1 protein-coding gene and 1 pseudogene are annotated in these 894 nt (G+C 34.9%); one reads left to right on the top strand and one right to left on the bottom strand.

From position 1 onward, the window contains the following. Positions 1–228 (bottom strand): annotated as a pseudogene (locus tag AC1DRF_RS29990) (STAS domain-containing protein); the annotation flags it as partial. 350 nt (positions 229–578) lie between these two features. Here AC1DRF_RS29990 and AC1DRF_RS29985 point away from each other — a divergent pair. Further along, positions 579–848 carry a GlsB/YeaQ/YmgE family stress response membrane protein gene (locus AC1DRF_RS29985; protein ID WP_013083843.1) on the top strand — a complete coding sequence of 90 codons (270 nt, stop codon included), beginning with the start codon at positions 579–581 and terminating at the stop codon, positions 846–848. The last annotated feature ends 46 nt before the right edge of the window (positions 849–894 follow it).

Raw genomic sequence — 894 nt, 5'->3', positions numbered from 1 at the left:
GAGTAAATTCGCTACTTCTCTTCCCCACTCCTCAAGCACTTCAAAGTTTTTTGTATCATTTGTTGAGACAGAATCAGCATATATTTGAATTAAATGAACGCGCCACGGTTCTAACTGTTGTTGAATATCTTTTTCTTCATATCTTTTTTGTTTTGAGAACTCTTCTTTTTTTTCTAGAATTAAATTCGTAATGTGTTTAAGCTTTTTATCTAATAATAATGACTCCATATTGTTCTCCCGTTAAGAATTTGTTTACTTAAAATGATATCACAAATACCGTTAAAAAAAGTAAAACTAAGGGAAAAAGCTTTAAAAAATGAACCGGATGTCCCTTTTTGCGAATAGAATGAGCTAAATTGAACCTAAAACTTACATAAGCTGAACTTCTCTCCTTCCTTTTATCGTTACTTTCACAGTGAATTCTCATACATAACTCTTCAGTTTAATGTTGGGCTATCTTAGCATATATGATAAATAGATGAAAAAATGTAAAAGGGTTTGCAGCAAGCATGTCGCATGACAGGATGTGTTTTAGGAAAGAATGAAAAGGAATTCCCTATAAAAAGGAGGTTAGGTATATGTCATTTATTTGGACGCTTATTGTTGGAGGACTTATCGGCTGGCTTGCTGGTGTGTTAACGGGACGAGATGTTCCAGGTGGAATTATCGGAAACATCATCGCTGGTTTCATTGGAGCATGGTTAGGCTCTCTAATTTTTGGAGATTTCGGTCCAGAGATCGGCGGATTCGCAATTGTTCCTGCTATTATTGGTGCTGTTATTTTAGTCTTAATTGTGAGTTTTGTTTTACGCAAAATGCGCGGAAATAACAATCATCGACATGCCTGAATGAAAAAGAGAAATCAGCGTCTTGATTTCTCTTTTTTCCTTACTT

This window comes from Priestia sp. P5_B4 (genome assembly GCF_056400385.1).
The sequence above is the reverse complement of the archived record's forward strand: the minus strand, read 5'-3'. Positions and strand labels throughout refer to the sequence as shown.